22 protein-coding genes are annotated in these 24343 nt (G+C 65.0%); 3 read left to right on the top strand and 19 right to left on the bottom strand.

Features of this window, described 5'->3' with window-relative positions:
- Positions 1-78: 78 nt before the first annotated feature.
- The 4 genes from BLV04_RS02300 to BLV04_RS02285 all read right to left on the bottom strand — a co-directional run bounded on the left by BLV04_RS02300 (position 79) and on the right by BLV04_RS02285 (position 5515).
- Entirely contained in the window at positions 79-981 is a 903-nt protein-coding gene (locus BLV04_RS02300) for a transglutaminase family protein (RefSeq protein ID WP_093027664.1), read from the bottom strand.
- A complete protein-coding gene (locus tag BLV04_RS02295) occupies positions 978-1943 on the bottom strand; it encodes an alpha-E domain-containing protein (protein WP_093027662.1) in 966 nt (321 codons plus the stop codon). Before BLV04_RS02295 ends, BLV04_RS02300 begins: the two co-directional genes overlap by 4 nt.
- Positions 1943-3415 carry a circularly permuted type 2 ATP-grasp protein gene (locus tag BLV04_RS02290; RefSeq protein WP_093027660.1) on the bottom strand — a complete coding sequence of 491 codons (1473 nt, stop codon included), beginning with the start codon at positions 3413-3415 and terminating at the stop codon, positions 1943-1945. The genes BLV04_RS02295 and BLV04_RS02290 overlap by 1 nt, the downstream gene beginning before the upstream one ends.
- A gap of 276 nt (positions 3416-3691) precedes the next feature.
- Positions 3692-5515, bottom strand: coding sequence for an adenosylcobalamin-dependent ribonucleoside-diphosphate reductase (locus BLV04_RS02285; RefSeq protein ID WP_217633639.1), 1824 nt, complete (start codon positions 5513-5515; stop codon positions 3692-3694).
- 308 nt (positions 5516-5823) lie between these two features.
- Here BLV04_RS02285 and BLV04_RS02280 point away from each other — a divergent pair, with 308 nt between their 5' ends.
- A complete protein-coding gene (locus tag BLV04_RS02280; protein ID WP_093027656.1) occupies positions 5824-6162 on the top strand; it encodes a hypothetical protein in 339 nt (112 codons plus the stop codon).
- A 95-nt stretch (positions 6163-6257) separates the two neighbouring features.
- The gene (locus BLV04_RS02275; RefSeq protein ID WP_093027654.1) at positions 6258-7448 is read left to right on the top strand and encodes a patatin-like phospholipase family protein; all 1191 of its coding nucleotides are present in this window, start codon (positions 6258-6260) and stop codon (positions 7446-7448) included.
- 80 nt (positions 7449-7528) lie between these two features.
- Here BLV04_RS02275 and BLV04_RS02270 read toward each other — a convergent pair whose 3' ends face one another.
- The 15 genes from BLV04_RS02270 to BLV04_RS02200 form a co-directional block, all read right to left on the bottom strand.
- Positions 7529-8227 carry a L,D-transpeptidase family protein gene (locus BLV04_RS02270; RefSeq protein WP_093027652.1) on the bottom strand — a complete coding sequence of 233 codons (699 nt, stop codon included), beginning with the start codon at positions 8225-8227 and terminating at the stop codon, positions 7529-7531.
- A complete protein-coding gene (locus BLV04_RS02265) occupies positions 8136-8786 on the bottom strand; it encodes a response regulator (RefSeq protein ID WP_093027650.1) in 651 nt (216 codons plus the stop codon). Before BLV04_RS02265 ends, BLV04_RS02270 begins: the two co-directional genes overlap by 92 nt.
- A gap of 13 nt (positions 8787-8799) precedes the next feature.
- Positions 8800-11226 (bottom strand): sensor histidine kinase, encoded by a 2427-nt coding sequence (locus BLV04_RS02260; RefSeq protein WP_175534453.1) that lies wholly within the window; start codon positions 11224-11226, stop codon positions 8800-8802.
- A gap of 165 nt (positions 11227-11391) precedes the next feature.
- On the bottom strand, positions 11392-12366 hold the full coding sequence (locus BLV04_RS02255; RefSeq protein ID WP_217633638.1) for an N-6 DNA methylase: 975 nt from the start codon (positions 12364-12366) through the stop codon (positions 11392-11394).
- Between the two features lie 34 nt (positions 12367-12400).
- Complete coding sequence (locus BLV04_RS02250) at positions 12401-13231, bottom strand: NYN domain-containing protein (RefSeq protein ID WP_093027646.1); 831 nt, start codon at positions 13229-13231, stop codon at positions 12401-12403.
- Between the two features lie 90 nt (positions 13232-13321).
- Positions 13322-13567: a hypothetical protein gene (locus BLV04_RS02245; RefSeq protein ID WP_245731672.1), complete on the bottom strand. Its 246-nt coding sequence runs from the start codon at positions 13565-13567 to the stop codon at positions 13322-13324.
- 141 nt (positions 13568-13708) lie between these two features.
- A complete protein-coding gene (locus BLV04_RS02240; protein WP_093027644.1) occupies positions 13709-14284 on the bottom strand; it encodes a PqiC family protein in 576 nt (191 codons plus the stop codon).
- Complete coding sequence (locus BLV04_RS02235) at positions 14284-15954, bottom strand: PqiB family protein (protein WP_093027642.1); 1671 nt, start codon at positions 15952-15954, stop codon at positions 14284-14286. The genes BLV04_RS02240 and BLV04_RS02235 overlap by 1 nt, the downstream gene beginning before the upstream one ends.
- A complete protein-coding gene (locus tag BLV04_RS02230; RefSeq protein WP_093027640.1) occupies positions 15947-16585 on the bottom strand; it encodes a paraquat-inducible protein A in 639 nt (212 codons plus the stop codon). Before BLV04_RS02230 ends, BLV04_RS02235 begins: the two co-directional genes overlap by 8 nt.
- Positions 16582-17265 carry a paraquat-inducible protein A gene (locus tag BLV04_RS02225; protein ID WP_245731670.1) on the bottom strand — a complete coding sequence of 228 codons (684 nt, stop codon included), beginning with the start codon at positions 17263-17265 and terminating at the stop codon, positions 16582-16584. Before BLV04_RS02225 ends, BLV04_RS02230 begins: the two co-directional genes overlap by 4 nt.
- A gap of 38 nt (positions 17266-17303) precedes the next feature.
- On the bottom strand, positions 17304-17816 hold the full coding sequence (locus BLV04_RS02220) for a hypothetical protein (protein ID WP_093027881.1): 513 nt from the start codon (positions 17814-17816) through the stop codon (positions 17304-17306).
- An 88-nt stretch (positions 17817-17904) separates the two neighbouring features.
- On the bottom strand, positions 17905-18492 hold the full coding sequence (gene hdeA / locus BLV04_RS02215; protein ID WP_093027636.1) for an acid-activated periplasmic chaperone HdeA: 588 nt from the start codon (positions 18490-18492) through the stop codon (positions 17905-17907).
- A gap of 85 nt (positions 18493-18577) precedes the next feature.
- Positions 18578-19129 (bottom strand): hypothetical protein, encoded by a 552-nt coding sequence (locus tag BLV04_RS02210; RefSeq protein WP_175534452.1) that lies wholly within the window; start codon positions 19127-19129, stop codon positions 18578-18580.
- Between the two features lie 76 nt (positions 19130-19205).
- The gene (locus tag BLV04_RS02205; protein WP_093027634.1) at positions 19206-20054 is read right to left on the bottom strand and encodes a hypothetical protein; all 849 of its coding nucleotides are present in this window, start codon (positions 20052-20054) and stop codon (positions 19206-19208) included.
- Between the two features lie 171 nt (positions 20055-20225).
- Positions 20226-22943 (bottom strand): sulfatase-like hydrolase/transferase, encoded by a 2718-nt coding sequence (locus tag BLV04_RS02200; protein WP_245731668.1) that lies wholly within the window; start codon positions 22941-22943, stop codon positions 20226-20228.
- A 247-nt stretch (positions 22944-23190) separates the two neighbouring features.
- Here BLV04_RS02200 and BLV04_RS02195 point away from each other — a divergent pair, with 247 nt between their 5' ends.
- Entirely contained in the window at positions 23191-24303 is a 1113-nt protein-coding gene (locus tag BLV04_RS02195) for an AraC family transcriptional regulator (RefSeq protein WP_093027632.1), read from the top strand.
- Positions 24304-24343: the final 40 nt, after the last annotated feature.

Raw genomic sequence — 24343 nt, 5'->3', positions numbered from 1 at the left:
TCTTAAAATTCTTGAACCGCGTCGGCTCGAACGCCTGTTGGTAAACGCCACCTCGACCCGACCCGAAAGTCTCGCGGATCACGCCGGACGCGGTTCAATGGGTATGACGGCTAGGGTTTCTTCGAGCTCCGGCACCGATCCGTCGCTGCGACAGGTCTGTCGCAGCGGCTGCACGTCACCTGCATCCCGCCCGACGGCCACCCGCATGTAGGTCGCATCGGCGAGGAGTCCCATCGCCGGGTCGACGCCACGCCAGCCGCCGCCCGGGATCAGCACCTCGGCCCAGTGGTGGAGCCTCTGCTCGCGCGGCCGGGTGCCCGGCGGATCTTCGTCGTCCGGGTCGAAATAGCTCGCATCCAGATATCCGGAGACGAATCGCGCCGGAATCGACCACTGCCGCATCAGGGCGATCAAGAGGTGCGCCAGATCGGCAGCGCAGCCACGCCCGGCGTCGAACAGTGCGGGCAGTGCACTGACCGGGCGCGCGACCTCGGGGTCGAACGGCGTCACCGACTGAATCCAGGCGCTCGCCTCCTGCACCTGCTCCAACAGCGGCCGATCATCACGCAGGCTCGGCACACGATGTCCGCAGATCTGCTCGGGCAGCGCGGGGGTCAGCGGCCCTTGATGCAGGACGAAGTCCCAGAGGCGCGGGGCTTGATGAAGCGCGTCGGCAATCCAGGCGCGTTCGCGTGCCTGCGCGATCACCGGAAAGTCGAACGGATTGCTGCGGAGGGTCTCCACCTCGGCCAGCATGGTGAAGGCAAGCTCCCGGTGCGCCCCCATCACCGCGAAATGGTGCGAGAGGTTACCGAACCCGTCCCGACAGGCGGCAACGCCGGCGTCGGGTGCCACCGAGAGCTGGATCTGCAGGAGCGACTGACTCTCGTCGTCCCAAGGCGCCAGGCGGATCTGGACGTGATGCTCGCGTGCCGGGGCCGCGAAGTGGATCCGACAAACCCGCTCGATCTGATATCTCACTGAGCATCATCCCCCAGGTGCGCCTCGAAATAGTCGCTCTGCAGCGCCGTGCCGAAATCGGCCAAGAGCCCCAGGAAGTCATCGAGATACTCGTGCAGACCGAGATCCAGAATCCCTTGGGGCGTTGCGCCGTCGAGATGTCGCCGCAGTGCCGCGAGACGCTCGGGCACCGCTCCGTCAGGCAAGCTCCCGATGCGTCCCAGCGCGCGTTCCATACCGTCCACACAGTAGGCGAGCGAACGCGGGAAATCCGTGTCGAGCACCACAAACTCAACCACGTCGATCGGGCGGATCCCGCCCTGATACTTGCGGCGATATGCCTCGAAACCGGAGAGCGACTTGAGCAGCGCGCCCCACTGATAGTAGTCCAACGGCGAGCCGACGAGCTTCAGATCCGGCAGCAGCAGGTGGTAGCGCGTATCCAGGATGCGCGCGGTCATGTCCGCGCGCTCCTGGAGGCTGCCGAGCGCCATGAATCCGTAGGCTTGGCCGCGCATCATGGTGCTCTGGGTCAGACCGAAGAAGGCCGCGACCTGGCGATGAATGAAGGCGTAGAACTCGGCCGCACGCCAGGGCTGCAGCGTCGTCTTCAGATGTTTATCGGCGGAGAGCCAAAGCTCGTTGAGCGCCTCCCACATCTCGCTCGAGATGCGATCGCGCACCACCCGCGCGTTCTCGCGGGCGAGCTTCAGACTGAGTAAGAGCGAGCCCGGATTGTTCCGATCCTGGGTGAGCAGATGGATGACGCGCTGCACCGTCACGCGCCCGTCGGTGTGGAGCTCCTCGTAGAGTTCGTCGGCACCCATGATGGTGAGCAAGGGACGCCACTGCATCTCCTCGGTTGCACCCTCGTCGGCCTCGAGCATGTAGACGACATTGATGTCCAGCACGCGCGCGGTGTTGTCCGCGCGCTCCAGGTGCCGGGTCATCCAGTACAGCGATTCAGCGATACGACTCAACATTAGTCGGCCAGCACCCAGGTGTCTTTACTGCCCCCGCCCTGCGAGGAGTTGACCACCAAGGATCCCTTGGTCATGGCGACCCGGGTCAAGCCGCCCGGGACCACCTCGATATCGCTTCCGTAGATACTGAAGGGACGCAGATCCAGATGACGCGACTCCAGCTCCCCGTCGAGATAGCAGATGTGGCGCGAGAGCTGGATCACCGGCTGAGCGATATAGTTGCGCGGATTCTCCTCGATCTTGCGGGCGAACTCAGAACGCTGCGCAGTGGTGGACGAGGGCCCCATCAGCATCCCGTAGCCGCCGGATTCGGCGACCGCCTTGATCACCATCTTCTCCATGTTGTCGAGCACATACATCCGATCCTGGTGATCGGTCATCTGATAGGTCGGCACGCTCGGCAGGATCGGTGACTCGCCGAGGTAGTAGCGGATGATGTCCGGGACATAGGCATAGACCGCCTTGTCGTCGGCGATGCCCGCACCCGGTGCATTGGCCAAGGCGACGTTGCCGGCCCGCCAGGCGTTGATGATCCCGGCCACGCCCAGCTCGGAGTCCGAGCGGAACACCAGCGGGTCGAGAAAGTCGTCGTCGACCCGCCGATAGACGACATCGACCTGACGCAGACCCTGCGTGGTCTTGAGATAGACCTTGTCGTTCTTGCAGACCAGATCGCGCCCCTCGGCCAGCTCCACGCCCATCTCTTTTGCGAGAAAGGTGTGCTCGAAATAGGCCGAGTTGAAGATGCCGGGTGTCAGGACGACGATGGTCGCGTCGTCCGCGCCGCGCGGCGAGAGATAACGCAGGGCCTGCAGCAGAAGGGCCGGATAGTGCTCGACCCGGCGGACCCGATAGCGGGCGAAGAATTCGGGCAGGATGCGCCGCTCCACGATCCGATTCTCGATCATGTAGGACACACCGGACGGGGTGCGCAGATTGTCCTCGAGCACCAGATAGCGACCGTCCTCGTCGCGGATCAGATCGACCCCGCTGATGTGGGTGTAGACGTCGTGCGGCGGGGTGATGTCCATGATCTCGCGCCGGAAGTCCTTGCCCCGGTAGATCAGCTCGGGCGGCACGACGCCGTCCTTGAGGATCCGCTGACCGTGATAGAGATCCTTCAGGAAAAGATTCAGGGCCCGGATGCGCTGTTTGAGTCCGGCCTCGATCTGCGCCCACTCGATGGCCGTGATGATGCGCGGCAGGATGTCGAAGGGCCAGACCCGCTCGATGCCCTCCTCGTCGTTGGAATAGACGGTGAAGGTCACCCCTTCGGTGTGCAACGTCAGATGGGCATCGCGCGCCTTCGCCCCGAGGATCTGCTGGCCGGTGGTCTGGATGTGCTCCCACATCGGCAGGTAGTGATCGCGTGGACGAAAGTCGTCCTGATAGAACTCGTGGTAGGCCATCGCTTGTCCCGCGCGTTGCATCTGGATCTGGCCGGCGCCGCCGGACTGGAATTGTTTCAGCATCTCCGTGAACCCCACAACATGGCCCATAACGGACGAAACCAGTCAAGAAACGCGCCAATGCCGCGTTCACAGCGCATCGACCGCTAATCATTTGAAATGCTATGGGATTGGCGGCCCGCCAGCAGGAACCCTCGACCCGGTCCTGCACCAGTAACGCGCACTGATTCGCCGGTCGCCATCGAGAGCGCACAACGACGGGGCGTGGATCCGGAATTCAGCCGACACGCTGTCGGAGCGCCGCGAGCCCGCCGGCCCGCGTCGGTGGCAGGACATGCGTCAGCCCACGTCACTCTCCGATCCGCAGCAGGGATCCGTCTCGTCGGGGGTCCGGCTTTCGAGGTCGTCGCTCAGGATCTGGCCGGTCACCGGATTCGGCCGGAAGGTCGTGCAACCCTTCAGCCCCAGGTCATAGGCACGTCGATAGAGTCGCTCGAACGCCTCGAATGGGATCCACGCCGGCACGTTGATGGTCTTGGAGATGGCATTGTCGACATAGGGCTGAATCGCCGCCTGCATCGCCAAATGGTCCTCCGGCGCCACCTCATGCGCCGCGACGAAGGCGGGCGGACCGGACCGCCCGCCGAAGCGCTCGCGCCAGAGCCTCGCGGCAAAGTCCTCGACGCGATGCCGCCCGGACCCGCCGTCGAGCCTGCGGATCGTCCTGCGCTGCACCCGCGAGAAGACCGGCTCGATGCCGCCGGAGAGGTTGTTCGCAAGCAGACTGATGGTCCCGGTCGGTGCGATCGCGGTCAGATGCGAATTGCGGATACCGCCCGCGGCGATCCCGGCGCGGATGTCGGCGGGCAGTCCCCTGATGAAGGGCGCAGCCAGATAGGCATCGCGCACTAGGTAGGGGAATGGACCCTTCTCCGGCGCAAGGGCGATCGAGGCCCGATACGCGGCATGACAAACCGTCCGCATCGCCTCCGCCGCCCGATCCCGTGCCGCCGGGCTGTCGTAGCGCAGCCCCAGCATGATCAAAGCATCCGCGAGCCCGGTGATCCCCAGACCGATGCGACGACTCCCGCGCGCCTGCTCCGCCTGTGCCGGAAGGGGAAAGCGCGAGAGGTCGATCACCGCATCCAGCATCCGGGTCGCGACACCGGCCGCGTCCGCGAGGACATTCAGGTCCAACGCGGCCGACTCGGTGAACGGCTCGCGCACGAAGGCCGTGAGGTTGAGCGCACCCAGATCGCAGGCGCCCCAGCTCGGCAACGGGATCTCGCCGCAAGGGTTGGTGGCGAAGATCCGTTCGCGGTAGGCGAGGTTGTTCTCGGCGTTGATCCGATCGATGAAGAGCACGCCCGGCTCGGCCGTGTCGTAAGCGGCGCGCATAATGCGTGTCCACAGATCGCGCGCCGGAAGGGTGTGCAGGACCGCACAGCTGACCGGGCCATCGCAGCCGGGCCAGGCCCGCGTTCGGCGGCTGAGGGCACGGGCGCGGTCGCGAGGCGCCATTTGCTCGAAAGGAAACACCAGGTCCCAAGGTCCATCCGCCGCCAGCGCCCGCATGAAGTCGTCGGTAACCAGCACCGAGAGGTTGAAGTTGCGCAGCGCCGTCGCGTCGCGCTTGGCGTCGACAAAGGCTTCGATGTCCGGATGGTCGCAGCGCAGGGTCCCCATCATGGCACCGCGGCGCACCCCGGTGGAGAGCAGGGTCGCGCACATGCTGTCCCACAGACCCATGAAGGACACCGGGCCCGAGGCAATTCCGCCGATCCGCTGTCCCCGAAGGCCGGACGGACGCAAAGTGGAGAAGTCGCACCCCACACCCCCGCCTTGCTGCATCGTGAGCGCTGCATCCCGCAACGCCTCGAAGATGCCGGCGAGGTCGTCCGGGATCGGACCCATGACGAAGCAGTTGAGCAGGGTCAGGTCCCGGTCCACACCGGCCCCGGTGAGGATCCGCCCGCCGGGCAGAAACCGAAAACCCTCGAGGAGGTCGAGATACCGCGCCGCCCAAATCTCCCGCTCGGCCGGCTCGACCGACGCCAGTGCGCGCGCAACCCGTTGCCGGGTCGCGTCGAGATCGGCCTCGCCCTCGGCTCGGTAGCGGGTCTCCCAGACGAGACGCGAGATGGTCGGCTGGTGGTCGTTCACGCTTGATCCGCCTCGTGTCGGGAAGCACATCGCGGAGGTCAGCCTGCGATCCCTTGGCGTCGTGTTGCGACGCGGATCGACATCGTTCGAATCAAGACTGGCACAGGGATTGGACCCTGCCTAGCTCAGATTCGCCCGATTGACTGTCAAGAACCTGCTCGCTCCCATGGGCGATGCGTCGCCGGCCTATACTATCGGTGTCCGGTCAGGAGCGGCGCGCCGGGACCGCCGGCACGCGTCCTGACCGACGGCGTTATTCATGACGGATTCCAAACTCGGAGGAACACCCAATGGTCTCGAGACTCACTATGCGTCACCGCGAAAGCACCGGGGCGATCATCGCTCTCTGCGTCGCCGCGGCCCTCCTGTCCGCTCCGTGCCAGGCTCGCGACCGGGGTCTAAACCAACCCGGCGCGATCGGGAACCATCCGGTCGGTGTCGATCCGGGCATCAACCAACCCGGCGCACTCGGCAATCGCGGCATCGGGGTGGATCCCGGCATCAACCAGCCGGGTGCAATCGGCAATCGCGGCATCGGAGTAGATCCCGGCATCAATCAGCCCGGCGCGATCGGCAATCGCGGGATCGGCGTGGATCCCGGCATCAATCAACCGGGTGCGATCGGGAACCGCAGAATCGTCCGCTGAGAGAACACAATGTGACTCGGCCTTGCTGCGGGGTTAGGATGCCCCGCTTCCACAACTCGATGAATCCTATCTACCCGCCTCGGAGACGAACCAAGATGACCTTGAAGCACATCGCATGCTTGATCGCGATGACGGCCGCTCTGCTCGGACAGGGCTGCGCGGGACCGGTGCGCAAGGAGGCTGTTCCGGCCGCGTTCACCGACCAAGCCGTCATCCCCGGCATGGCCGAGGTGCGCTACCGTGTCGGCATCGACACCGAGGCGCTCCAGCGCGAGGGCATCGCCTCGCTGCGGCGCGAGCAGACCTACCTTGCCTCCACCGGCCATCGCGGCGGCATGCCCCCCGCGGTCTTCCTGGCGGTCTCGGGCGGCGGCGACAACGGTGCCTTCGGCGCCGGGCTGCTGAACGGCTGGACCGCGGCGGGCGATCGACCGGAATTCAAACTGGTCACCGGCGTCAGCACCGGTGCCCTCATTGCGCCTTTTGCCTTTCTGGGCCCTGCCTACGACGAGCAGCTTAAACGCTTCTACACGACCACCGGCCCCGCGGACATCGCCAAACAGCGTTCCTTGTTGGCTGCGGTGACAAGCGACGCACTGGCCGACAATGCGCCGCTGTGGCAATTGGTGAGCAGAGAGGTCAACCAGTCGTTGCTGGACGCCATTGCCCGCGAATACGACAAAGGGCGCTTGCTGTTCGTGGCCACCGTGGACCTGGATGCACGCCAGACGGTGCTCTGGAACCTGACCAAGATCGCCGCGAGCAAGGATCCGAATGCGCTCGACCTGTTCCGGTCGCTCATGATCGCCTCGGCCTCCATTCCCGGCGCCTTCCCGCCCGTCATGATCGATGTGGAGGCCAACGGGCGTGCCTACCAGGAGATGCACGTGGACGGCGGCACCATGTCGCAGGTCTTCGTCTATCCGCCGTCACTCGACATCGAGGCGCTCTCCCGCAAGCTGGGTACTCAGCGCGAGCGCCGGGCCTACATCATTCGCAATGCGCGTCTCGACCCCGAATGGGCTCAAGTGGAGCGCCGAACCATGAACATCGCCGGACGGGCAATCTCCTCGCTCATCCACACCCAGGGCATCGGCGATCTGTACCGGATCTATCTGACGTGCCAGCGCGACGGCGTGGACTTCAACCTTGCCTATGTGCCCGCGAGCTTCAATGCCCCGCATCGTGAAGAATTCGATACCGAGTTCATGCGAGCCCTGTACAAGACCGGCTACGACATGGCGGCAAAGGGCTACCCCTGGGAGAAGGCGCCGCCGGGTTTCTAAACGGTACGAGGCTGCTCGGGATTGCGCCCCGATTGCGATGTCGGGAACACGCATCCTCGGGGCTTGGCGGCGCCAAGACGTCAAGCGCTGGTCATGATGACGAAATCCTGACCGGATCGGCGATCCGGGTGCATCGGGTTATCGGTCACGATCCTGCCATCCGCGGTGGAGGCAATCACCGTGGTCACCGGATACTCGGATGCCGCCTTCCAGTCGGAGGGATGACGTTTTCCCTCCAAGCCCGCAACGGCGTCCTCGAGCTCCTCCTCGGCATAGGCCCCGAGCACCAAACCCGGATGCGTCAATTCCCAGGGATCCGAGTGTGATCCGGCGATGATCACGGGCGTGCCCGGATGCGTCACCGTCCAGAGCTTCTCCGAGAAGGCGTAGGGCAGTCGCACGCAGCCGTGCGAGGCAGGATAGCCGGGCAGCTTGCCCGCGTGCAGCGCGACCCCGTCCCAGGTCAGGCGGTTCATGTTCGGCATGGGGGCGTTGTTGTAGGTCGATGATTTGTGGTCCGTGTCCTTTTCCAGCACCGTGAAGACGCCGGTCGGTGTGTCATGACCCGGCTTGCCGGTCGAGCAGGTCGACACCCCGATCCGCACGCCGTTGCGATAGACATGGGTCAGTTGCTCCGGGAGCGAGACGACGACGGCGACGGCCAACACCGATTGTGGGGATCGAAGGTCACTCCAACGGCGCGATCCCGACTCTGATCCCGAACTTGACGAGACCGGCCAGGTTGTCGATTCCGAGCTTGGCCATGAGGCGAACGCGATACGTCTCGACCGTCTTGGCGCTGATGCCGAGCTCCGCGGCGATCTCCTTGGTGCGTCTGCCGCGGACCAGGAGTCCCAACACCTCGCACTCGCGCCCGGTCAGCGCAGCCTGATCCAGATCGGGACAACGCTCTGACCGAAGTGCATCCCGACCCTGGTTCGGGGAAACCAGCGAAGGGCTGATGAAGGTTTCGCCCCGCAGTACCGCATGAATCGCGGCGATCAGGTCGGCGCCGGCCTCGTTCTTGAGAACATAGGCGGCGGCACCGGCGGCGAGCATCCGTTTGCGATAGTGGAAATCGCCGTACATCGACACCGCGACGATCCGAGTTCGGGGGGATCGGACGCGAATCGCCTCTGCCGCCTCGATACCGCCGAGACCCGGCATCGCCACGTCCAGCACGGCTAGGTCCGGCTCAAGCTCGCCGGCGAGTCGAATCGCCTCCGCACCGTCGCCGGCCTGGGCAATCACCTCCCAGCCCGCCTCTTGTTGCAGTAGGCCGGCCAGTCCTTCGCGGAACAGACGGTGGTCGTCGCAGAGGAGCAGGGTCAGCGTCATCGAATCAGTCCATTCAGTCGGCCGGAAAGCGAATGCGCACACGGGTACCGGGTGCGGACGGCTCGACGGCGAGGTCGCCTGCAATCAAGGCCAAGCGCTCGCGGACACTGTGCAGCCCGAAGCCTCCATCGGGGCGCGGTCGCGGCTGCGGTGCGTTCGGGTCGAAGCCGATCCCGTCGTCTTCCACGATCAGCTCGAGGCAACCCTCTCGGGCCTGCAATCGGATGGTGCCGCGGCTGGCCCGCGCGTGTTTGATGAGGTTGTAAACCAGCTCCCGGGCGCACTGGAAGAGGATGACGGACGCCTCATGCCCCGGTTGAGGCAGATCCGGATCCAACGCACAAGTCATCCGGATTCCCCAGCGGGCTTGGGTGCTCTCGGCGAGCCATGCCAGCGCTGCAGCCAAACCCTGACGCGCCAGCAGCGGTGGACTCAGATCGAATTGGAGCGTGCGCAGCTCCGCGATCGCCTCGCTCAGCAACGCCTGTCCGGCGCCGAGCAGTTCCGCGGTCTCCGGGTCATCGGGATCACGCGCGGCGGACTCGACCTGTATCTGCGCCAAGGCGAGTTTCTGCATCGGACTATCGTGCAGCTCCCCCGCCAAACGCGCCCGCGCGGCCTCATCCGAGAGCGACAGATCCACCGCCAGCCGGCGCAGCCGGATATTCGCACCGGCAAGCTCATGGGTGCGCTCGGCAAGCGCCTGATCAAGTCCGCGAGACAACTCGGCAAGCGCAGCCTCGGCCCGGCGTCGGCGCTGTACCTCCCGGGACAGACTGAACGCCCACCAACCGACGATCGCCAGCAGCAGCGCGGCACCCGCGGCGACCCGCAACAAGAGTCCCCAGTCCGCCTCGACGCGATAGCGGATCGAGATCCAGTCGTTGTAGATCGCATCCCTCTCGTAACGGGGGATTGCATCCAGGCCCTTTTGCAGGATTGTCGCCAGCATCGGCTCGTCGCGATGAACCGCCATTCCCAAGCGATACACGAACGGGGTCTCCCCGAGCACCTTGATCTCGGTGAGACCGGATGCGCCGATGTAGTAGCTGGTGGCCGCAAGGTTACCGACGAAGGCGAAGGCATCGCCCCGCGCGACCGCACGCAAGGCCGCGGGCGTATCCGCAACGGGCAGCAACTGGATCTTCGGCTCTTGCTCGCGCAGCCAATCATGCACCGCCTCGCTCTCGATCACGGCGACGACCTTCCCCTGCAACGCCTCGATGCCGCCCAAATAGGCGACATCGGCCGCCGCGAAGATCGCGGCCGGAAAGGACACGTAGGGATCGGTCAGGTCGAAGCGTTGGCGGCGCGACGGCGTCGCCGCCACCGCCGGAAGAAGGTCGAGTTGGCGTCGGTGGAACTGCGCGACGGCCGCTGCCCAGGACCGGGCCTCGACGAACTCGAGCCGCAGGCCGAGACGCTCGGCGATCAGCCTGATATAGGCGACCGAGATCCCCTGAGGTCGGCGCTGCTCGTCGAAGAACTCGATCGGCGCCCAAGTCGGATCGATGCCGACCCGAAGCACGGGATGGTCGGCGATCCACCTCTTCTCGTCGGCACTCAAGCCGGTCGGCACCGAACCGCCCGAGAAGACATCGGCGCGCCCGAACCAACGCCGATTCAGGACAGCCGACTCCTCGGCGGTGATGGCCGCAAGACCCTTGTCGAGGATGCCGACCAGCTCCGGCCAATCCTTGCGGATCGAGATCCCCAACCGCGCAGGGCCCTCGGACAGCATCCGCTTCGGCCCAAAGCCAAGCACGCCGTTGCTCGCTCGCCAGTACTCCAATGCGTACGAGCCAATGGCTGCGTCCACCGCTCCAGTCAACAGTGCCTCCGCCAGTGCCGCTTGGCTCGGCAGCGGGACCGCCTCGATGGACGCCTGGCCCTCCAGCAGCTTGCGTTCCCGCAAGACCTCCTGCAGATAGCCGACCCGCCGCCCGTTCAACCCCGCGAGTCCCGGCGGCGGCAGGGGGTCACCGTCGCGCAGGTAAAGAAAGAGGTGAACGGTATGGAAGTCCTCCGTGAAGAGAAAGCGATCGCCGCGTTCGGGCAGCGGCGCGGCCAACGTCAGGCCATCAAGCCGGCGTTCCTCGGCCGCGGCGACCATCTCGTGCCAAGGACCCGCCTTGAGCCCGATCTCGATACCGAGCTTGTCGCCGAGCAACCGCAGATGATCGACGGCGAATCCGGCGATGCGCCCCTCCCCGACCGGAATCACCCAGGGCGCCCACTCGGCACCGACGCCGAGCAGAATTCGCGGATGCGCGTCCAGCCAGGCACGCTCGTCCGGGGCCAGCAGATCCGCACGGTTATCCTCGGCGACGACGCCACGGACCAGCGACAGCCAGACGAGACCGATGACGAGAAGTGCCCTTATCGCGCGTCGGCGATCACATGCGGTGCTCTGCAATGGCGCGTCTCGTTCGGTCGTCATGGCGGCATTCTCTGCGGTGCAGAGAAGCAAATCCATGGTGGCCGGCAAAGAGCCAGCCAAATCGCCGGATGTCCGGCGGGAGTCAAGGCAACAGGACCTGCTCGGCGAGTACGCCGAAGCAGGCCCGAGACGGCGCCTTGCAGCAGCGCCGCTCCCGAGCTCGCGTCAGTCTCCGGAGACCTCGCACACACCATTGGCGCCGTGCTTGCCGGTATAGCTAAGCGAGACCGTCTCGTCCGGGTTGATGGAGATGGAGATGTCCAGCAGCCCGTCGTGATAGTGGATGCCGCCGTGCCCGTCGCCGTGCATGATCATGTTCATCTTGGCGGTACGGGCGGCGCGCGGCGCGGCGTCGGTGCCGTAAATGCACTGCCAGGCCAACCGGCCGACACGGGTATCGATGGGCTGATTGTCGTCCCGGCTGGGGAGCAGTTCCCGGTTGAGGCGGGCAAAGGCGGCATCGATCTCCCGTTCCTCCTCGTCTTCGGGCAATTCCAGGGCCTCAATGCGGGCGCGTTCCGCGTCCTTCTGGCGTTGAACGTCGGCCTGGATCCGGTCGCGGACATGCTCGAAGGCGCGAATGAGAAAACCGCCCGAGCCGGCCGCGGGATCGCAGATGAGTTCCTGCTCTTGCGGGTCGAGCAAGTCGACCATGAAATCGACGATCGGGCGAGGCGTGAAGAATTGCCCCAGCTCGCCGCGGACGGTGGTGCCGAGAAAGCGCTCGAAGGCCAAACCCTTGATGTCGTCGCCGGTCTTGGAGAGGTCGAAGCGTTCCAGTTGCTTGACGATGCGGCGGAAGGTCTCTTCCGAGATATCGAGCTTGTCTGACTCGGCGAAAAGGGCGTCCGTCCGGTAGTAGCTTTTGGTCAGATCGAAAAGGCCGTCGTGGACCAGCGCATCGTTGGGCATCCGCGAGGCGGCGCGGCGATCGAGATAATCGGTCGTGAAGGTGCCGTGTAAGCCGGAACGCTCGACGTACATCCTGATGAAGAGGATCTTCGAAATGGTGTCGAAGGCGCGGCCCGGGTCCATCTTGTGCACACCGCGCAGGATGCTGCGGCAGACGAACAGCAGATCCTGGAACTCCTTGCGGTTGAAGGTGCGCAGAGACTCGCGGATCTGCTTCAGCCGGAGCACTGAACCGGAGCACTGAAATTGACGGTGACCATGGCTAGAAGACCAGCAGCTTGTGGGGGTGGGATCCTCGTTCCCGAAGTCCGGGAAAGGTCGCGATGACTCGTTTGCGCTCGGCGGGTGTTTTATAACCGATTTTTGCGAGGGCTTGTCCAACATCCGTTGCGCTGTATCCACCTCCAGGCTGTTGTTTACACATGCCTCGCACCTGAGCGATCACCTTTGCAACCTCGGCTTTCGGTGCGGATAGTTCCGCAGGTACTTTAGGCACGATCGTCACCAGCGGCGGCTTCTCCGCTTGTGCGCCCGAGGCGGGAAGAGCCGGAAGCAAAAAGGTCGTCAGCCCGGGATCCCGCGCAGTTAGGCTTCCGGAGTCGCTGTAAGCCACATATATCCGGCACCCGGCCGCTCTGGCACGCTCAGCCGCGGCCAGGAGTAATGCATCGCGAGAGACCAACACGACACGGGTGCCGAGCCGAAGGTGGTCGGCAAGATCCGCTCCCAGAGCCAGAATCAAAGCGGCGTCCGCCGCATCCTTGCGGCACGGCACTACAATCATATTGATCGGCAGGGCGGGAATCTGCTCGCGCAGGGCTGCCGACCAGCCCGCGCTGACTTTTCCGTCGGAGTTCCCCGCAATCGTCGTATGAACGATGCGTGCGCCCAGTCCAGCGCACAGCAAATCAACAAGCGCGGAGGCAGTCTGCGGCGATTGATTATCCGCGTCGATATAGAGAGCGACCCGGATCGGTCCTGATGGGGCAGGCTCGGCAACCCCGAGCATTGAACCTTGTTCCGGGAGTGGCTCGGGCGCCATTTGTATCGCGTTGTCGATGGCCGAATGGGCGCGGGATTTGCCGATGTCCATTTGAGCTGCGTGTGGCTGGACTCCGCCCGGCCGAGCGTTTCGGCGGATGGAGTCGCGGGACCGAGCTAGGTCCCGCGGCGGCGTCTGGGCCTACTTCTTCTCGTCCATCGCCTTCAGATGGTCTTCGGACTTCTCATGGGCCGCATCGAGCTTCTTCTCTCCCTTGGCATCCATCGTCTTCAGATCAGCTTCCGCCTTCGCGTGTGCGGGGTCGAGCGTCAGGTCGGATTCAGCCTTCTCGTGTGCCTTTTCGAGAGCCTTTGCACTCTCGGCGGCGACGCCGGTGGACAGAATCAAGGCCAAGGCCGAAGCTGCAATGGTGATCGTCTCTTTCATTTTCATCTCGGATCGCTCCAATTGGATTTCCATTGACGTCAGACGTTGTTTACCGCGTTTTCCGGTCTTCCGTGCTCGGGTGCCACCACGTCGCATGACCCCACAACACCGGCCGATCATACCATCTGTCGCTCCCGGCGATCAGCGCCGATAGAGGTCTTTCAGCGCATCGGCGATATCCCGACTCAGGGTCTCCAGGGCGCGGCTGTGGGCGGCGGCGAGGGCATCGTAATCCGCCCCCGAGACCGGCTCGCGCACGCTGGTCCTCCCGGTGACCGTCTTGTCCCCGTCGGTGCGACGGATACGCCAGACGGCAACCAAAGTGGCCGCGGAGTCCGGCACGGACTCGAACGTCTGCACCTCGATCGCGATCCGATAGTCAGCATCGGTGGCGGCGGTCGCGGGAAACTGAGTCACGTGTGTCGTGCCGAGCAGGGCGCTCAGATTGGCGACCAAGACGCCCGCGATCGCATCCTGAAGGGGGGCGGCCCAGCGGCGCGTCTCGTCGAGCCGAACCCGGTAAGGCCCCTCGTTCACGACGATCTGGGGCCGATCCACTTCGGACGGGATCGATACGGGGCCGACCGAGATCGCGATGTCCCGAGATTGTTCGGCGGGCGGAAGGCTGCCGGTAAGGGTGTAAAAACGTGACGGGGGCGAGGCGCACCCCATGACGAGGCCACCGAGGATGGCGATGACGGTCAGGCGGCGCAGCATCACGGGTTCTCCTTACCCTTGCCGCGCAGCAGCGCCGAAGGGTTCCGGTCGAGGTAATCGACGAAGACCCGCAACGCACGCGCAGCGCGGGTGATCTCCTGCAATGCCTCGCGCAGCTCTTGCTGGCCAGGGGCGTCTTCGCCTAGGAGGGTTTGGTCCGTCGCCTTGAGCACCCGATCGGCCGTCGCCATGGCCCGACGCACCTGCTCCAGGGTCCGGTCCAGCTCGGGCAGGGTCTTGGCGTCCGCGCCCTTGATCAAGACGTCCAGGTTCTTGACGGCGCTGTCGAGGTTTGCCGCGATGGTGGCGAGCGGCAGCTTGTCGATCGTGGAGAGGATTTCGCTGACCTGATCCAGGATCGCGTTCAGCTTGGACTCCAGATCATCGAGCCCGCTCGCCGTGACGGGAATCTCCAAGGGCTCTCGGCTCCAGTCGATCTGCGGTTTGGGGGCCCCGGGATCATAGTCGAGCGCGATATACCGCTCGCCGGTCAGCAGGTTTCCGGTGCGCACCGTCGCGCGCAGACCCAGGTCTTCGATCTGGTGCCGGATGAACGCGAGACGTGCCGCTCCGGTTTCCTTTGCGAGGCTCTTGCCGAGTGTCTCCTGCTCGGAGCTCAGCTCGGCGATCAGACGTTCCGGGAAGAAGCTGACAAGGACACGAGGGCGAAACTGTTTTGTGGCGGGATCCATCGTCAGATCGACGCCCGCGATCTCCCCTGCCGCCAGACCCAAGAGCTTCACCGGCGCACCCACCGCCAATCCCTGCATCGAGTCGGTATAGAGGACATAGCGGTGGGCAACGGGGTCGGGCTGTTTCATGGCACTGGTCTGATCAGGATAGAGCGGGAAGACGGCCCCTTCGGCCGACGGCGCCTGCGTCGAGGCAAAGCTCGGGATGTCGAAGGCCACGCCGCCGGCCAGGATCGAGACCAGGGATTGGGTGCGAACCTCCATCCCGTCCGCGTCGAGCGAGACGTCGATGCCGCTCGCATCCCAGAAGCGCGTCTCGGAGGTCACATACTGCTCGTAGGGGGTCTTGACGAAGACCCCGATCTCGATGCCGCTGCCGTCTTTGGACAAGGCGTAGCTCGCGACCTCCCCGACCTGGAGTCGACGGTAGTAGATGGGAGAGCCGATCCCGAGCGAGCCGAGGTCCGGTGCCTCGAGGACGAACTGCCGCCCCTCTTGGTCGGTGATCGGAGGCGGCGTCTCGAGCCCGACGAAGCTCCGCTCCGCTTTGTCCGATTGACCCGGATCCAGGCCGATGTAGTTGCCCGAGATCAGGGTACCGAGCCCGGAGATCCCGCCGAGCGTGACGCGCGGCTCGACGATCCAGAACCGCGTGTCCTGCACCATCAGACCCTCGGCGCTGCGGTCGACCTTCACCGTGACCTGCACCTTTGAGAACCGATCGGTCAGGGCGACTGCCGAGACCTGGCCGATATCGACGTTCTTGTAGCGCAGGGCGGTTTTCCCGGCCTGAACCCCCGCGGCGTCTCGGAACAGAATGGTGATGACGGGACCCTCGGTCATGATGCGCTGGACCGCGATCCCGATGGCCACCGCGGCGGCGAGGAGCGGGATGATCCAGACGACGGAGGCCCGGCGGCGTCGCGGCGGCTCGAGGCTGGCCAGGGGCAAGTCGTCGGTCGTCATCGGCTCAGGCATGGCGGGGCTCGATCGCGTCGCGGCCCCAAAGGAGTCGGGGATCCAGGGATTCCGCCGCGAGCATGGTCAGCACCACGACCGCGGCGAAGAACAAGACCCCAAGTCCGGGCTCGACGGACATGAGTGGATCGAGCTGGACCAGGGCAACCGTAAAGGTCGCGACGAAGACATCCAGCATCGACCAGGGTCCGACCGCCCGAACGATCCGGTGCAGCCGCATCCGCTGGCGCTCCCCGCCGCGGATTCCGCGCCGGATTGCGATCAGCAGCCAGCCCATGGAGAGCAGCTTGCCCAGCGGGATCATGAAGCTCGCGACCAGCACGATCAGGGCCAGGGGCCAGGAGCCAGAGCTGTAAAGGAATGCGACACCACCCAGGATGGTGTCGGGCGTGGAGGAGCCGAGCGCGTCGGTGACCATCACGGGCAGGACATTGGCCGGGATGAAACAGACGGCGGCGGCAACCCCCAAGGCCCAACTCTGCTGGATCGAATCCGGGTGTCGCCGGTGGAGCCGGGTGCCGCAGCGCGGGCAGAAGCCCGCTTCGGTCGGAGCAGCCGTGCGCGCCAAAAGTCCGCATGCACCGCATGAGATCAGCCCTTGGCGCGCGGCGGTAAGCGACGTGCCGGTCATCGGGCGGCGGTTCCGCCGGCTGGTTCCGGAAGGGATGAACCGGGGCAGCGAGGCGTGTCCTGCGTGGGCCAGGCGACGCGATCCCATATGGTCCGCGGGTCGAAGCTGGTGGCCAAGCCAGCCAGCAGCGCCAGCAAGGCGCCGGTCGCGTAGAGTCCGACCCCGGCGTCCACGGTGGCCAGATCGGCGATCTTGACCAGCGCGACCAGGATGCCGAGCAGCATAACCTCGGGCAAAGACCAAGCCCGCGCATGCGCCGCCAGACGCAACAGGGCACCGGTCCACGAAGGCGCGGGCGGTCGGCGCACGGCCAACAGGACGGTGCAGACCAGAGCGAGATAGGCCGCCGGTGCGAGCGTCGTGCAGATCAACACGAGCGCCGCCGTGATCGGCTGACCCCGGGTCCACATCTCCAGCGCACCGCCGATGATGGTGGTTTGCGCGGAACGCCCGACGGCCGAGAGACTCATCAGCGGGGTCGCCTGCGCGACCGCGAAGGTGATCGTCGCCGCAACGGCAAGGGCCAGAGGCCGCTCGATGGGATCCATCGGCGGAGCGGCCAGGATCTCGCCGCAGCGCGGACAACGCGCCCGGGCCCCGGGCGGGACGGGCGGCAGCCGTTGCAGCAGATCGCAACCCGGACAGGCAATGATGTCGGCGGTTGGGAGCATCCGGGGCATGGGTGGGGTCCTACCCTCTCGGATCTCAAAGTCGGATCTCAAACAGAGTGGCTCGGCAAGGGTCCGAAGAACAACTGCTTGGCCTTGTCCTTGCCGATCAGGCGCACCAGCTCATGCAGGGTGCAGTACATCAGAATCAGCAGGAACAGGAGGATCTGAATGGCCCAGAAATGCGGCCAGACGATCTCGGCAAGCAGTTTCTCGTTGCCGGCGACCAAACCGCCTGCTTGTCGTGCGAAGTCGACAAGACGCTCGGCATAGTGCACCGCCGCGGCAACCATCTGATACAGCAGCGTCTTCCAGACCACGTTGTAGACCAGCGGCTTTTCGGGGTAGCGATTGATGATGGGCAGCAAGTCGGCGATCAGCACCGCCTTGCCGAGGATGAGGGCCGCGAGCGCAATCGAGGCCGAGGTCGCGACCTTGATGCCGGTCCCCTCGAGCATCAAGACTCGGATCAAGAACACCAGGTGCAGGGCGACGAAGAAATAGAGCGTCGGCGGTAGAATCGCCAAAAACTCCTCTTTAAGCTTGGTCAAAACTCTCTTCATGGTGTCCGCGGTTCCTGCCGGGCGGAAGACCCGGCGCCGTTCAGGTCGCCCGATCCGCAAGCGCGGATCGGGCATCATCTGCATCGGTTTAGAGCTTCGCCTCGAGCTTCTTCATCTCCGCCTTGGCCTTCTGCCAGAAGGTCTCCTTGGGTGCCTTCTTGCATTCCTCGACGACGAAGGGGACCACCGTCTCGATACCCTCGACGTCCACGGCCTCCGCCTCGGGCTCGCCCTTGGCGTTGTAGGCGACTGCCCAAGACACCGCTTCGGGCTGGAAGCTCTCTTCCAGACCGAGGAACTCCTCGCACGTCATCTTGGCATCGGGTTTCTTGGACGACGCATGCTGGCTCGCGGACGTGTCGGCTTTGCCTGCCGCATGCGCACCGCCGGATGCAATCACCAGCTTCTCGCCGGTCTTGACCACGTCGGAGGTCAGCTTGTTGGCGGCCTTGAGCGCATCGACCGAGACCTTGAACCGCTCGCTGATCGCGAACAGGTCATCACCCGCCACCACCACATAGGTGGCGGTGGCGGAGTCATACATGCCTTCGGCATGGGCGCGCGGACCCGTGTCCGCTGCCCGAGCGCTGCCGAACGCGAGACAGGCCGTCAACGCCACGACCGAGCAGGCCGTGTTCAGTGCGGATCGACGGGAGGGAGCTTGCTTCTGATTCATCGCTGACGTGCACCTTGGTTTGAGTTGACTGGGGTTTGAATCTTGGCTCGGACAGGTGAGGTCGGCCGATCCCGATGACCGTGCGTCAATAGATCACGGCACGGCGGAAGCTGCGGCGGCCCACACCGGCGAAGGACACCGGGGTCAGGGGCATGCCGATAATGTCGATGAAGAGCGACGCCGGTCCGGCTTCGGCGGGAAGCGTACCCTCTAGAACTCGAACTTGGTAGCTCAGATCATCCCCGACGAGCTCCGGCTCCTGGAGCACCAGCACCACGTCCTCCATGTCGCGATTCTCGAGGAACGACAGGGTCGCGTTGGGCGGATCGAGCAGGAAGCTCTCCTCGCCTTCGCTCCAGAAGGGAACGAAACGGGCGGTGGTCATGTGGCCGGCGATACGCTCCGGGCGGTCGGAGAACATCACCGTGGCGGGACTGATGCCCTTGAGGGTGAGGCGGCCGTTCGCATGGACGATGGATCGGGCATTCTGAACAAACAGGAAATCCGCCCTCTCTCCGGATGTATGGCCCGTCTTTTTGCGATCGCCTGTGCCCTCGTCGGCCATCGCAGACTTAAGGGTTAAGGCCAGGGGCGCCAGCGTGGCCGCAGCGGCAAGCAAGTGTCTTCTCGTGGTCATGAGCGTCTCCGAATCGGGGGTTGGGTGGTCGGATAGAGGTGTCGGTGACTCGGGCGGGCGCTGTCGTGGCGCATCCCTACCAACGGAAGGTCGCCCCGAGCACGGGGCCGGTGAAACGGATGTCCGCATCGTTCTCGTCGAACGCATAGGACAGCGAACGCAGGGCAAGCGTGACGTCGCCCCAATCGAAGCGATAGCCGGCTCCCAGGGCGGCCTGCCAGGTCCAGCTCGACGAGCCGGCACCCACATCCAGGTAGTAAGGCATGAACCAACGCGTGTCCCCGACCAGGATCTGGCCTTTGACTCCCAGGATGCCGTCCCACTCATCCTTGTTCGAGGAGACCTTGCCGGTGCGATCGAGCCGATCGTCGCTGCCCGCGAGTTGCCATTTCAAATCGGTATCCAGACCCAGGTAGCGGAAACCGGCAAGCAGATCGGCATTGCCCCAAGCGCCATAGGACAGGGTATAGCCGCCGGCCAGGGTCCATACCGCCGCACTCAGACCGGTCTCGGCCTGATGAGACAGGTTGGGCAAGGGCTCGCCGCGGGGTCCGCGGAAGGTGTGGATCTCGGAGTCCTGATTGCCGAGGTCCAGGTAGATGATGTCGGTGACGACCGACCAGGGCCCCTTGCGCGCCTCGCCGCTCAGCATCAACGCGAATTGCAGGTTGGACAGATAGTCGTTGGGTCCGATCTCCGCGCCGAGGCGGCGGACATCGGATTGCAGAGCGTCCGACACGCGGGGCGGCAGGTCATAATCCAAGTCGCCGTTGACATTCGGCAGCCACAGATAGGGAGTCACGCTGAAGTGCCAATTCCCGTCGAAGGGATCGATCTGCGCCGCGGCGGGGATTGCGATCAGCGATCCGGCACACAGGGCCGCAGCCCGAGCCAGTACCGCGAGGGCGGGTGTCGTCTGTTTCATGTGTGTCGCTTGAAGCTCCGATCGGTATGAGAACGTCCAAGCGCCGGGGCCCGATCTCGGACACACCACTTGGGGTCGGGGCCGCGACAGGCGCGGCCGGAGACACACAGAGCGATCGGGAGCGACGGCGCACCGGAGTGCCTCGTACGCGTGCCTCAGGCGCCATCATCGTCAGCGCTGATCCGCCGCCTTGGCAGCCGCTTCCTTGAGCTGCTGAATCTCCTCGGGCGAGAGCTCCGGACGGTCGACCTTGATCGTCAGCTTCTCGAGCTTGCCGGTGAACGCGAACGCCGGCCGGTAGTCGGCATCGTTCACGCCGGTCAGCGTGTCCGAGCCGATATCGAAGCTCTCGTCCCATTGCAGGATCATCGGCAGGGTCTTCTCCATCCGCTTGGTATCCACCACCTTGCCGTCGACCTTCAGCGTGCCGGTGCCGGGACGGCCCACACCGCTGAAGTTGTTCAAGGCGAGGGTGCCGGCGCCCAGGCCCTCGTAATGGAAGTCGAACTCGAGGGTGTGACGGCCCGGGGGCAGCGCATCGGGCGCCTCCCACTTGAGGCGTTCGAGATCCACCAGGTTCCACAGGAACACCGGCTTGCCCTCGAGCAGATAGAAGCCGTAGCCGGCGAAACGCCCGCCCGAGGTGAGGATCATTCCCTCGGCGCCGCCCTCGGGCACCTCGATGTCGGCGGTAATGGTATAGGAGGTATTGAGCAGCAGCGGCGAGTCGCCCTGCGGCAGGCCCACCATCGGACGCGTGTAGACGAACTCGCTGCGTCCGGCGGTGATGTTCGGACGCGGCGCGACGATGCGGCCCGCCACCGAGGCGTCCAGCGGGAAGACCTGGTGCTTCTTGGCCTCGGCGACGAATAGGGCCTTCAGCTCTTCGAGCTTTTCGGGATGCTTCGCGGCGAGGTCCGCGGCCTGGGTGAAGTCCGTACCGAGGTCGTAGAGCTGAAGCACCTGGTTGTTCAGCGGGTCCGGATTCGCGGGACCGAAGGCCTCCCAGGGTGCGCGATTGACCTGGGTGCTCAGGAGCCAGCCATCGTGGTAGAGCGCCCACTGGCCCATCATCTCGAAATACTGAGTCTGGTGCCGCGATGGCGCCTCGGCGTTCGCCGCATCGAAGGTGTAGGCGAAGCTGGTGCCCTCGATCGGCGCCTGCTCGATACCGTCGACCACCCCGGGCGCGGCGATGCCGGCGGCCTCCAGGATCGTCGGCATGACATCGATCACGTGTACGAACTGCTCCCGCAGGGCCCCTTTGTCCTGGATGAGCGCGGGCCAGGAGACGACCATGTTCTGGTTGATCCCGCCGAGACGCGAGGCATTCTGTTTGAACCAGTCGAAGGGCGTATCGAAGGCCCAGGACCAGCCGGCCGACATGTGGTTGTAGGTCTGCTCGGTACCCCAGACCTCGTACCACTTCATCTGTACCTCGGCGGGCAGCTTGTTCAGGCCGTTGAAGAAGGCGACCTCGTTGGGCGTGCCCAGCGGCCCGCCCTCGGCACTGGTGCCATTGTCGCCGTTGATATAGATGATCAGGGTGTTGTCGAGCTTGCCCAGATCCTCGAAAGACTGGATGACACGGCCGATCTCATGGTCGCTGTAGGCGGCATAGGCGGCGAAGACCTCGACCTGGCGGATGAAGAGCTTCTGCTCCTCCGCAGTGAGCTGATCCCATGGCTTCAGGACGTCGGCCGGCCAGGGCGTCAGCGTCGCATCCTGCGGGATCACGCCGAGGCGCTTCTGGTTCTCGAAAATCCGCTCGCGCAGCTTCTCGTAGCCGTCGTCGAAGAGATGCATGGCGCTGATCTTGTCCACCCACTCCTTGGTCGGGTGATGCGGCGCGTGCGTCGCACCGGGCGCGTACTTGATGAAGACCGGCTTGCTCGGGTCGATCTGGTGTATGCGCGTCATATAGTCGATGGCGTCGTCGGCCATGGCGGTGACCAGATTCCAGGTGCCTTCCGGCTTGCCCTCGAACGGATAGATCTGGGTGGTATTTCGGAACAGGTTGGGCTGCCACTGGTTGGCATCGCCGCCGACGAAACCGTAGAAGTACTCGAAGCCCATGCCAGTCGGCCATTGATCGAAGGGCCCGACCTGACTGGCCGCAAAGGCCGGCACGTTGTGATCCTTGCCGAACCAGGAGGTGGCATAACCGTTGTCGAGCAGGATTCGGCCGATGGTGGCCTTGTCCTTGCCGATGATGCTGTTGTAGCCGGGGAAGCCGGTGGACTGCTCCGAAATCACGCCGAATCCGGCCGAATGGTGGTTGCGCCCGGTGATCAGGGCGGCGCGGGTCGGCGAACAGAGTGCTGTGGAGAACACCCGGTTGTAGCGCAGGCCCTCGTTCGCGATGCGGTCCATCGAGGGGGTCGGAATGACCCCGCCGAAGGTGCTCGGCACGCCGAAGCCGGCGTCGTCGGTGATGATCAGGAGCACGTTCGGCGCGCCCTGCGGCGGCACCACGCGCGGGGCCCACCAGGGCTTGGATTGCAGGGCGTCGTTCTTGATGACGCCGCCGAATTTGGGGTCGGGGGGCGGGAGCTGGGTGCCGCTGATCGTCGTCGTCGCATCCGGCGCACCCGGGACACCGGTGATTTGCACGCCACCAGAGGCCGTAACCTCGGGAGCGCCGGTCACCACTTGGAGCCGCTGTCCGATTTGCAGAAGATCACCTTCGATCTGATTCGCCGCCTTCAACGCAGCCGCAGACACCTCCAGCCGCTCGCCGATCGCGCTCAGGTCGTCCCCTTCGGCCACGACGTAGAGACCGGTCGCACCGTCGAATTGGCCCTGGGCATGACGCCGTGCCCCCTGATCGGCGGCCCAGGCACTGCCGACTGCCAGCGCGAGACCGACCAGCAGTATCGGCCCCGGCAAGCGCGGCCGTCCCCTCGGAGAAAACACGCTTAACACACGCATTATCAGGCCTCTTGTTGATGATTCAGTGGCATACCGAAGGGGGTAGGAACGACCGTGAGGGACGAGGTCGCGTCTGTCGGCTCACGGAAGCCGACGGCTCCGATCGATCGACAGCAAAAGTGGACGTCGCCCGGACGTGGAATCTAACAAAGGGACTGTTAAGCTACCTTGCAATTCCGGCCGCGCCTGATCGAGACAAACGGCAATGTCACAGGATGCCCGCACCCTCGAAGCGAAGATCCCGCCCCCCGAAGCCGACGCGCCGGCCTCAGGGAACCGGGGTCGGTTCGGCGATCTTTGGGTCGGTCCGATCCTTGCGCTCCCGGCCGTCCTGACCGAGTTGGGCGTGAGCCCCGGCCGAGCATTCGCCGAGGCGGAAGTGGATCCCGGACTGCTGGATAACCCCGAGGCACGCATCGCGATCGAGCCGCTCGGGCGCCTGCTCGACATCTGCGTCGCACTCACGCAGTGCAACCACTTCGGGCTCCTCCTCGGCGAACGCTTCAACCTGCAGGCACTGGGGCATCTCGGCGCTCTGATGCGTCATTCACCCACCGTCGGCGACGCTGTCCGCAGCCTGTTGCTGCATCTGCATCTGACCGATCGGGGCGCCGCGCCGGTCCTGCTTGCCCCCGATCCCTCGTGCGTCACCTTGGGGTATTCGATCTATCGCCACGGCACACCGGCGACCGCCCAAATCCTCGATGCCGCGATCGCCATCGGGTACGGCATGCTGCGCGAGCTGTGCGGTCCCGCGTGGCAGCCGGTGCGCCTGCAGTTTTCGCACGCCCGACCCGCCAATATCGCCCCGTATCGCCGCGTGTTCGGAGCGACCCCGACCTTCGACGCCGAGGTCTCGGCAATCCTGTTCGCCTCCTCCTGGCTCCTGCGGCCCATTGCCGGCGCCGATGCGCGGCTCTATGGCGTCTTCGCTCGGGCGATTCGCGAAGCGACGGCCAACTACCCGATGAGTTTCGCCGAGCAGGTGAGCGGTGTGCTGCATCAGATGATTCGCGGCGGAAACGCGTCGGCCGATGCGATTGCACGCCTGTTCGGGATCCGTGAACGGACGCTGCGGCGACGCCTTGCGCACGAGGGCAAGCACTTGCAGCAGCTCGTCGATGAAGAGCGTTTCGAGATCGCCAAACAACTCCTGCACGACACCAATCTTCCGGTCGCAGATGTCGCGGCGGCCGTGCAGTATGCCGACCCCAATGCCTTTTCCCGCGCCTTTCGTAGCTGGGCGGGGCTCAGTCCCAAGCAGTGGCGGCAAGACTGCTCAAACGGGCTAGCGCGGACATCGCCCGTTCACGATTGAGGACGCCGATCGGCCGCGCCCGCCGACCCTCCGCGGCCGG

The organism is Thiocapsa roseopersicina, from assembly GCF_900106925.1.
Taxonomy (GTDB): Bacteria; Pseudomonadota; Gammaproteobacteria; order Chromatiales; family Chromatiaceae; genus Thiocapsa; species Thiocapsa roseopersicina.
This window is presented reverse-complemented; position numbering and strand designations above follow the sequence as displayed.

What these genes read in the sequence shown, in the direction of transcription:
- BLV04_RS02265 (WP_093027650.1), bottom strand. Translation starts at nt 8,786, where the DNA reads ATGACGCTGACCCTGCTCCTCTGCGACGACCACCGTCTGTTCCGCGAA.
- BLV04_RS02245 (WP_245731672.1), bottom strand. Translation starts at nt 13,567, where the DNA reads ATGAAAGAGACGATCACCATTGCAGCTTCGGCCTTGGCCTTGATTCTG.
- BLV04_RS02250 (WP_093027646.1), bottom strand. Translation starts at nt 13,231, where the DNA reads ATGGACATCGGCAAATCCCGCGCCCATTCGGCCATCGACAACGCGATA.
- BLV04_RS02230 (WP_093027640.1), bottom strand. Translation starts at nt 16,585, where the DNA reads ATGACCGGCACGTCGCTTACCGCCGCGCGCCAAGGGCTGATCTCATGC.
- BLV04_RS02235 (WP_093027642.1), bottom strand. Translation starts at nt 15,954, where the DNA reads ATGCCTGAGCCGATGACGACCGACGACTTGCCCCTGGCCAGCCTCGAG.
- BLV04_RS02290 (WP_093027660.1), bottom strand. Translation starts at nt 3,415, where the DNA reads ATGCTGAAACAATTCCAGTCCGGCGGCGCCGGCCAGATCCAGATGCAA.
- BLV04_RS02225 (WP_245731670.1), bottom strand. Translation starts at nt 17,265, where the DNA reads ATGCCCCGGATGCTCCCAACCGCCGACATCATTGCCTGTCCGGGTTGC.
- BLV04_RS02205 (WP_093027634.1), bottom strand. Translation starts at nt 20,054, where the DNA reads ATGAAACAGACGACACCCGCCCTCGCGGTACTGGCTCGGGCTGCGGCC.
- BLV04_RS02275 (WP_093027654.1), top strand. Translation starts at nt 6,258, where the DNA reads ATGACCTTGAAGCACATCGCATGCTTGATCGCGATGACGGCCGCTCTG.
- BLV04_RS02220 (WP_093027881.1), bottom strand. Translation starts at nt 17,816, where the DNA reads ATGAAGAGAGTTTTGACCAAGCTTAAAGAGGAGTTTTTGGCGATTCTA.
- hdeA (WP_093027636.1), bottom strand. Translation starts at nt 18,492, where the DNA reads ATGAATCAGAAGCAAGCTCCCTCCCGTCGATCCGCACTGAACACGGCC.
- BLV04_RS02240 (WP_093027644.1), bottom strand. Translation starts at nt 14,284, where the DNA reads ATGCTGCGCCGCCTGACCGTCATCGCCATCCTCGGTGGCCTCGTCATG.
- BLV04_RS02295 (WP_093027662.1), bottom strand. Translation starts at nt 1,943, where the DNA reads ATGTTGAGTCGTATCGCTGAATCGCTGTACTGGATGACCCGGCACCTG.
- BLV04_RS02210 (WP_175534452.1), bottom strand. Translation starts at nt 19,129, where the DNA reads ATGACCACGAGAAGACACTTGCTTGCCGCTGCGGCCACGCTGGCGCCC.
- BLV04_RS02195 (WP_093027632.1), top strand. Translation starts at nt 23,191, where the DNA reads ATGTCACAGGATGCCCGCACCCTCGAAGCGAAGATCCCGCCCCCCGAA.
- BLV04_RS02260 (WP_175534453.1), bottom strand. Translation starts at nt 11,226, where the DNA reads ATGACGACCGAACGAGACGCGCCATTGCAGAGCACCGCATGTGATCGC.
- BLV04_RS02280 (WP_093027656.1), top strand. Translation starts at nt 5,824, where the DNA reads ATGCGTCACCGCGAAAGCACCGGGGCGATCATCGCTCTCTGCGTCGCC.